The 7,951-nt window shown below is 70.6% G+C and carries 7 protein-coding genes and 1 pseudogene; 4 read left to right on the plus strand and 4 right to left on the minus strand.

Translation table 11 applies throughout. The features are described from left to right. Positions 1–104: 104 nt before the first annotated feature. A pseudogene (locus ACFHWY_RS27300) lies at positions 105–278 on the minus strand (Ku protein); the annotation flags it as partial. Positions 279–488: 210 nt separating this feature from the next. Here ACFHWY_RS27300 and ACFHWY_RS27305 point away from each other — a divergent pair. After that, on the plus strand, positions 489–1,181 hold the full coding sequence (locus ACFHWY_RS27305; RefSeq protein ID WP_416583122.1) for an O-methyltransferase: 693 nt from the start codon (positions 489–491) through the stop codon (positions 1,179–1,181). A gap of 28 nt (positions 1,182–1,209) precedes the next feature. Here ACFHWY_RS27305 and ACFHWY_RS27310 read toward each other — a convergent pair whose 3' ends face one another. Beyond that, positions 1,210–2,256, minus strand: coding sequence for an RNA polymerase subunit sigma-70 (locus ACFHWY_RS27310; protein ID WP_416583123.1), 1,047 nt, complete (start codon positions 2,254–2,256; stop codon positions 1,210–1,212). A 175-nt stretch (positions 2,257–2,431) separates the two neighbouring features. Between ACFHWY_RS27310 and ACFHWY_RS27315 the strand changes: the two genes are divergently transcribed. Beyond that, a complete protein-coding gene (locus tag ACFHWY_RS27315; RefSeq protein WP_416583124.1) occupies positions 2,432–3,259 on the plus strand; it encodes an SAM-dependent methyltransferase in 828 nt (275 codons plus the stop codon). A 211-nt stretch (positions 3,260–3,470) separates the two neighbouring features. Then, complete coding sequence (locus tag ACFHWY_RS27320; protein ID WP_416583125.1) at positions 3,471–3,962, plus strand: DUF1579 family protein; 492 nt, start codon at positions 3,471–3,473, stop codon at positions 3,960–3,962. A gap of 150 nt (positions 3,963–4,112) precedes the next feature. Here the strand turns inward: ACFHWY_RS27320 and ACFHWY_RS27325 are convergent, their stop codons facing one another. Next, on the minus strand, positions 4,113–4,865 hold the full coding sequence (locus ACFHWY_RS27325) for an SDR family NAD(P)-dependent oxidoreductase (RefSeq protein ID WP_416583126.1): 753 nt from the start codon (positions 4,863–4,865) through the stop codon (positions 4,113–4,115). Between the two features lie 155 nt (positions 4,866–5,020). Here ACFHWY_RS27325 and ACFHWY_RS27330 point away from each other — a divergent pair, with 155 nt between their 5' ends. Continuing rightward, positions 5,021–6,154, plus strand: coding sequence for an abortive infection protein (locus tag ACFHWY_RS27330; protein ID WP_416583127.1), 1,134 nt, complete (start codon positions 5,021–5,023; stop codon positions 6,152–6,154). A 161-nt stretch (positions 6,155–6,315) separates the two neighbouring features. On the opposite strand, the gene ACFHWY_RS27335 is transcribed toward ACFHWY_RS27330, so the two are convergent. Further along, the gene (locus tag ACFHWY_RS27335) at positions 6,316–7,527 is read right to left on the minus strand and encodes a cytochrome P450 (protein WP_416583128.1); all 1,212 of its coding nucleotides are present in this window, start codon (positions 7,525–7,527) and stop codon (positions 6,316–6,318) included. Positions 7,528–7,951: the final 424 nt, after the last annotated feature.

A 7,951-nucleotide genomic window follows, 5' to 3' on the forward strand; every position in this document is an offset into this window, starting at 1 on the left:
TCCACCGCCGCCAAACACGGCAAGGACGCCCTCGACGTGCTCAAACAACTGTTCACCACCGGACCGTGGCTACCCGAACCGGCAACCTCAAGCTGAATACGTACCTCGTAGGCCACCTCGCGGCCGCAGTCGTCACAGAACCGGCGGATGCTGATCCGGCCGCCGTCGTCGCGGTGTACCTGCCGGAATCATATGGTCCTCTCCTCGGTGGCGGCGTGCACCCTGACGGCGATCGACACGAGACCGAAGGAGATGGCGCCCTTCCACATTGCCCGCATTCGCGCTCCCGGCTCGTCGTGTACCTCTGCCGCCAGCGTGGCACGGTGCCCCGGACAGTCGCCTCCTTCTACGTGCGCGACCAGCGCGGGTCCGCGTCGTCGCCTCCTCGGCACGATGGAGGATGCGGCCGGCGGGAGGGCGCGGCGACGATCGGGCCGGACACTCGAATCCGGCCGGACGCCGGCGGGACGACCAGGAGGTGCGACCGCGTGAACGCTTCGGTGGGGGGCGGTAGGGCCAAACATGTACCGGTCAACCAGGTGCTGCGGGAGTACCTGCTCGCCTCGACGTCGGCGCCGGACAGGGTCGTGCTCGACCTGGCAGGGGCCACGGCGGAACTCGGTGAGATGGCCGGGATGATGGTGCCGATGGAGCAGGTGGCGCTGCTGACCCTGCTGACCCGGCTCGTGCGCGCCCGCACGGTGGTCGACATCGGCACTTTCACCGGTCTGTCGGCCCTCGCCTTCGCGAACGGTCTTGCTCCCGGCGGCACGGTGGTCACCTGCGACAACAGCGACCGCTGGCTGTCACTGGCCCGGGCGCATTGGCAGCGGGCCGGGGTGGCCGACCGGATCGACTTCCGGCTCGGGCCCGCGGCCCGCACCTTGCGGGCGATGTCCGGGCAGACGGACGTCGACCTCGTCTTCGTCGACGCCGACAAGCTGAACTACCCGACCTACTACGAGCTGTTGGTGCCGCTCCTGCGTCCGGGCGGCCTGCTGTTGCTGGACAACGTGCTGCTCGACGGCTTCGTGACCGCGCCCGACCTGGCCGCCGACCCGCTGCAGCGGCGCTGCGCCGCCGTGCTGGGCGAGGTCAACGCCGCCGTGGCGGCCGACGACCGGTTGGAGGCGGTGATGCTGCCGGTCGCCGACGGACTCACCGTCGCGCGGCGGCGCTGACCGGAACCGGCTGGCACCGCCGCACCGCTCACAGGTGGTGGGGCAGTTCGAAGGCGGCGAAGACCTCCGGCGGGAACGCGGTGATCTCCGCGATCATGCCGCCTTCCACCCGGAGAACGTTGAGGACCTGAGGGCGATACAGCGACTCGCCCGGCCGCCGGACGTACCCGGCGACCGCCGGTTGCCGGTTCGCGCGGGTCCCCAGCGCCCGCCACTCGCCGAAGTAGGCCGGCGAGGTCGGGTCGAACTGGGCGAGCAGCGCGGTGGTGAACGTCTCCCGACCGACGATCCAGAACGGGTCTGGCGGCATGGTGACCCGGACGTCGGCGCGTAGGTGCTTGGCGAAGCTCGCCGCGTCGGCCTTCTCCAGCGCCTCGATGCATCGTTGGACGAGCGCCCGCTCGGCCTCGGCCGGATCCGTGGTAGCGCCCCAATCGATCGGGCGGGGCGGTAGCCGGTCCTTCAGTGTGGCGCGGGCCCGTTGCAGGGCGCTGTTGGCCGAGGCGAGGCTGATGCCGAGCATCGCTGCGGTCTCGTTCGCCGACCAGGCGAGCACGTCGCGCAGGATCAGCACGGCTCGTTGCTGGGCCGGCAGGTGCTGGACGGCCACGAGGAAGGCGAGTTCGATGGTCTCGCGCGCCACGACCTGCGAGTCGGGTTGACGCTCCGGTGGCGCGACCACGTCGAGCAGCCGGTCCGGGTATGGCTGCAGCCAGGGCACCTCGTCGGTGGGCGCCTGCGGGGTGTCCCGGTCCGCGCCGAGGGCCGGCTGCCGGTACGGCAGCGGCGTGCGCGCGTTGGCCCGCAGGAAGTCCAGACATACGTTGGTGGCGATCCGGTACAGCCAGGCACGTACGGCGGACCGCCCCTCGAACGTCTCGCGCTTGCGCCACGCCCGCAGGTAGGTCTCCTGGACGAGGTCCTCCGCGTCCTCGAAGGACCCCGACATTCTGTAGCAGTGCACCTGCAACTCTCGTCGGTGCCGGTCGACCAGTACCGCGAAGCTTGGCTCGTCGATGATGGAGGTCTGCTGCACGGTGTCGTGCTGGGACGCGTCCGCGCCGAGGTCCGCCATCGAGCTCTCCCCAATCCGTCGTGGATCAAGCATTCACGGGTCACTATACCGAGGGAGCGGTGGGGCAGACGTCGTCGTGTGCGGCGATGCCCGGCAAGGCGGGAGGTGAGTGAGGCGGCGGTGGATGTGAGGGTGATGTCACGGCTGACCGGCGATGAGACCGAAACGAGGGGCGATGGATTCGACGACAACCACCACGGACGACATCAGCCGGATGTACGACGAGACCGCTGCGTTGTCGCAGGTCTTCATCGACGGCCAGGAGCACCTGTCCTACTGGTACGACGACCGAGACGACACCCCGGTCGTCGAGGCGGCCCGGCGGATCACCCGGAAGGCCGGTGCGGCGCTCGACCTGCATCCCGGCGAACACGTCCTCGACGCGGGATGCGGAGTCGGGGCCCCGGCCGTGCAGCTGGCCGAGGAGTACGGCGTCCGGGTCACCGGGGTGACCGTGAGCGCGGTTCAGGTGCGGGAGGCGCGCAGTCGGGCTGAGCGGGCCGGGCTCTCCGCCCGGGTCGAGTTCGTGCGCGGCGACTACCACCGGCTCGCTCTGGCTGACGAGTCGGTCGACGCCGTGGTGGCCATCGAGGCCCTGGTGCACGCCGTCGACGTGGCGGTGCCACTCACCGAGTTCCACCGGGTGCTGCGCCCCGGCGGTCGGCTGGCCATCACCGACTGCACGCGTGAGCAGCACCTGAGTGCGGCGCAGGCCGCCACCTTCATGGCGGATTTCAAGATCGCCCAGCTGCACTCCGTGCCGGAGTGGATCTCGTTGCTCGGCGGGGCCGGCTTCGAGGTCGAGGAGTACACCCAGTGCGGGCCGCGGGTGTACGGCATGGGCCTTCGGTATCTCAACCGGGTCGAGGAGCTGCGCGACGAACTGACGGTCAGCTTTGGCGCGGAGATGGTGGACACCCTGACGGCGTCGTACCGGAGCTACTTCGGCCGGCAGGCCGACATCGGGTACGCGATCATCGCCGCGCGTAAACCCTACCGCTGACACCTGCACGCACCCGGGGGCGTGCGTGCCCGGCCGTCGTGCCGAGCGCGCACGCCCGGCCGTCGTGCCGGACCGGCCGGCCGCCGAAAGTCAGCCGACCGTACCGATGAGTCGCCCGCCGCGGAGGCGTCACAACAGACGTGGCGCGAGCGTCGTCCGACCTGACGTCACACCAGGAGCCCAAGTCCGCGGAAATGTTGGAGGAGCGACCGTGTCCGACAATGCCCAGCAGACGCCCATCCCGCCGCAACCCGCCCCGGAGCTGCGCCGTCTCGACTTCCTAATCGGCACCTGGAAGCTCAGCGGCAGGACCGAGTTCGGCCCGATGGGCCCGCCGGCGGAACTCTCCGGGACCGAGACCTTCGAGTGGTTGTCGGGCAGCTACTTCCTCGTCCATCGCTGGAACTGTTTGATCGACATGGGGGCCGCAGGCCGGATTCCAGATGTCGGCTACGAGTTCTTCGACTTCGACTCCGAGACCCGGAAGTACCGTACGCACTACTTCAGCAGCTTCGGGCCCTTCAACGAGGAGCAGAGCCGCTACACCGGCGACTTCGAGGACGGCAGGCTCGTCCTGGTCGGTCCGGCGAAGTACGTGCGCCAGGCCAGCGACGACCGGACAATCAGCTACGACTGCGACTTCCCGACGCCCGACGGGACCTGGGTCACCTTCATGCACGCCACCCTGACCCGGGTCACCTGACCGGAGAGGGACCGGGCGGGCACCGCACGATCGAGCACACCTTGAGGAGATCGCGCGGTGCCCGCCCCGGCGTGGGGTACCGGGTCCACCACGCCTGGTATGCCGACCCGGCCGGCACGGGTGGCCCTCCCTCGGGAGGGCCACCAGGTATCAGTTCGGTACCGAGGTGATCAGGCCGCCGTCGACCAGAAGTTCCTGGCCGGTGATGTAGGACGAGCGGCCGGACAGTAGGAAGACCACGGCCTCCGCCACCTCCGCCGGGCGGCCCAGCCGCCCCAACGGCACCTGGCGGCGGGCGCCCTCCCGGGCCTCTTCCGTGTCCGCGACGCCGAGGAACATGTCCGTCACGATGTAGCCCGGGCTCACCGCGTTCACCCGGGTGCCGCAGGTGCCGAGGTCGGCGGCGAGGGAGCGCGCCAGGTTCACCACCGCGGCTTTGCCTGCCGCGTACAGCGGGGTGGTCGCGATGCCGCGGTGCACCAGCCAGCTCCCGTTGACCACGATCGCCGCACCGTCGGCCAGCAACGGCAGTGACTTCTGGATCGTCTGGAAGACCCCCCGGACGTTGGTGTCGAGCAGGTCGGCGTACTCCGCGCCGGTCACCGCGGCGCAGGGGTTGAACCGGGCGATGCCGGCGTTGGCGAACACCCCGTGCAGGCGGCCGATCCGGTCGCGTACGACCGTCATGAGACGGTCGAGATCGGATTCCTTCGTCACGTCGGCGGGGACTGCGACGACGCGTCCAGCGGCGTCGAGCGTCTCGACCGCGCCCAGCAGCCGGGCGGCGTCGCGACCGGCGATCACCACCTGGGCCCCCACGTCCAGCAAGGCACGGGTGGTGGCCAGGCCTATGCCGCTGCCGCCTCCGGTGATCAGGACTGTCCTGCCGTCGAACTCCGCCATGCGCCCAGCCTGGCAGTGCCCGGTGGTCCGGGCACCTTCGTGCGTGCGCGGCCGGCCAGCGGGCCGCACGTCCAAAGGTGCGCCGGTAGCGGGGCGGTTGGGAGGGTCGAGCCCGACCAAATCGCACCAACAAACACGTCACCAGGGAGATCGCGATGACCGGCAGTCCGCAGCCCGACATCCCGCACGGTGCCGTCGAGCGGAATACCCTGCGCTCGGTGGGGGTCGCCTACGACACCGGCACCAACTTCGCCACCGGACAGGGTGAGCTGTCCCGGATGCTCTGGCGCACCGGCCGGATGGCCGACGAGATCGGGGCGATCCGTCGACGGCTGCACTGCAACTCCGTGACGGTCTACGGCAGCGACCTCGGGCGGCTGGCCGAAACCGCGCGTACGGCGGCCGAGGTCGGCCTGCACGTCTGGCTGCAACCGCGGCTGGTCGACCGGTCGCAGTCGGAGATCGTCGACCACCTCGTCGAGGCGGCCCACCTCGCCGAGCGACTACGCCGGGACGGAGCGGCCATCAGCTTCTCCACCGGCTGCGTGCACTCCGTCTTCACGCCGGGGATGGTGCCCGGCGGGCGCTACCACGAACGGATGGCCAACATCTTCGCCGAAGCCGACCACCAGCTCCTGAGGCCGACCGAGACGGTCGACCAGGTCGACGGCAACGAGCGGCTCAACCAGTTCCTCGACCGGGTGGTGAACGCCGTGCGATCGATTTTTTCCGGTGGGGTCGGGTACGCGGCGGCGCCGTTCGAGGACGTCGACTGGCGGCTGTTCGACGTGATCCGGCTGATGCACTTCTACACGCTCCGCTACCCGATCCGGGACGAGGACTTGGTCACGGAGATAGCGCGGTACCACCGGTGGGGCAAACCAGTGATGATCGCGGAGTTCGGTACCGCGACGCACGCGCGCGCCGCCGAGATGGCCTTCCTCTCCTTCGACGTGGTCGACCGCGGCGGGGCACTGCCGACCGTCCGCCCCGGCGTGCGGCGCGACGAGCCCGCCCAGGCGCACTTCCACCAGCGGATGCTGGACGTCTTCGTCCGGGCCGGGGTGCACGGCGTGGCGGTCAGCGAGTTCATCCATCCGACCCACCCGTACTCCGCCGACCCCCGGCTCGACCTCGACGTGGCGAGCATGGCTCTGGTCCGGACGGTCCGGGACGACCACCACGATCCGGCGTCTGCCTACCGATGGGAGCCCAAGCAGTCCTTCCACGCCCTCGCCGCGCGGTACGCCGCGCTCGGTCAGGCGCCGCCCACCGACCGACCCGGCTGAGCCCGGCTTGGCCCGTCCACCGGCGGAATGGGGGACGGGACACCAGAGCCGCACCGGCCACGCCGAACGCCGCCACGAGGCGGGTCAGCGCCCACGTGGCAGCGTGCACCGACGGACGCGCCGGGCCGGGGACCCGGCCGTGCCTCCCGGTCGTTTGCGGGTCACCAGACCACCGGAAGAGCCGTCAGCCGCTCCATCGGACCGGTGACGTTGCTGCGGATCTCCTCGGCCGGTACGGCGATCCGCAGTCCGGGCAGTCGCCGGATAAGCGTGCGGAAGGTTAACTCCAGCTCGATACGGGCCAGGTTCTGCCCAATGCAATGGTGGATGCCGAAGCCGAAGCCGAGGTGGTGGCGTGGCGACCGGGTCACGTCGAACTCCTCCGGAGTGGGCACCAGCGCGGTGGTGAAGTTCGCGGCGGCGGCACCGATCAACACGCCCTCACCGGCCTTGATGCGGTAGCCGGCGATCTCGATGTCCGCCAGTGCCACCCGGGAGATCGCCTCCACCAGGGAGACGTACCGCATAATCTCCTCCACCGCGCCGGTCACCAGCTCCGGGTCGGCCCGGAGCTGGGCGAACTGGTCGGGATGCTCCAGCAGCGCCAGGCTCCCCAGGGAGATCACGTTGGCAGTGGTGTCCTGCCCGGCGATCAGCATGAGCATCGCGTAGAGGATCAGTTCGTCGTGGCTCAGCCGGCCCTCTCGTACCTGGTCGGCGATGAGGTCGTCGAGAAGTCCGGTGCCCGGCTCGCGTTCCTTGGCCGTGATCAGCCGACCGAAGTAGTCGGTCAGCGCTGCCATCGCTGCGGCCGCCCGGTCGGGGTCGACGTCGAACAGCTCCCGGGCCGGCCCGGCGAAGGCCACTCGGTCCTCGTAGGGCACGCCGAGCAGCACGCAGACCGCCATGGACGGCACCGGCAGCGCGAACTCGGCCACCAGATCCGCCGGTGGCCCGGCCGCCACCATGGCGTCGATACGCTGGTCGACGATGTCCTGGATGGCCGGGCGCAGCGCATTCATCCGGCGGACCGAGAAGCTCGGGATCAGCATGGCACGCTGTCGGGTGTGCACCGGCGGGTCGACGCCGATCAGGACGTCGGTGTAGCCGGTGTTCGCCAGCTCCGCCATCTCGGCGCTGAGCGCGGGGAAGCCATCGGCGCGAGCATTAATCGACAGACGCGGATCGGCGAGCAGGGCCCGGGCCTCCGCATGCCCGGTCACCAGCCACGCCTCCCGGCCGTCGTAGAGCCGTACCCGGGACAGCGTCCCTTCGGCCCGCAACGCTGCGTAGTCGGCGGACGGTCGGTACGGGCACTGCCGTCCGATCGGGAAGGTCGGCCGCTCGGCGGCTGTCGTCGTTGGGGTCGACATGCGTTCTCCTCCTGGTCAACTCGCGTCACCGGCCGCCGCGGTGCGTCCGCCGAGTGGTCGCGACCCCGCCGCCCGGTTCCGCCGGCGTGGTCGGCCGGTGCCGGGGCGGCCTTCGACGGCGCCCACGGTGTGCATGGTGGCGGCCCTGGCCCCGGTCGGTGACCCGCGACCGCCCGGCTGCCGGGGTCGCGTCTGCTTCGGGTGCCACCGACGTTGATGCCCATTCAGCCTGCCCGGGAGGCCCCTGGGTGTCTTCTTGCCGCGTGCGGCACCGTGCCCGGGGGCGACGCCGGCCAGCGCAGGCAGGAAGATGTCAGCCGCCCGAGATCACCCGACGCTGGGACGCGGGTGGGGCGGCCGGGCCGCCAGGGTCTTTGCGTTGTCGATGTGCGGGGCTGTGAGCTGGGCTGACGTGTCGATTGGG

This window comes from Micromonospora sp. LOL_024 (genome assembly GCF_048060415.1).
Classification (GTDB): domain Bacteria; phylum Actinomycetota; class Actinomycetes; order Mycobacteriales; family Micromonosporaceae; genus Micromonospora.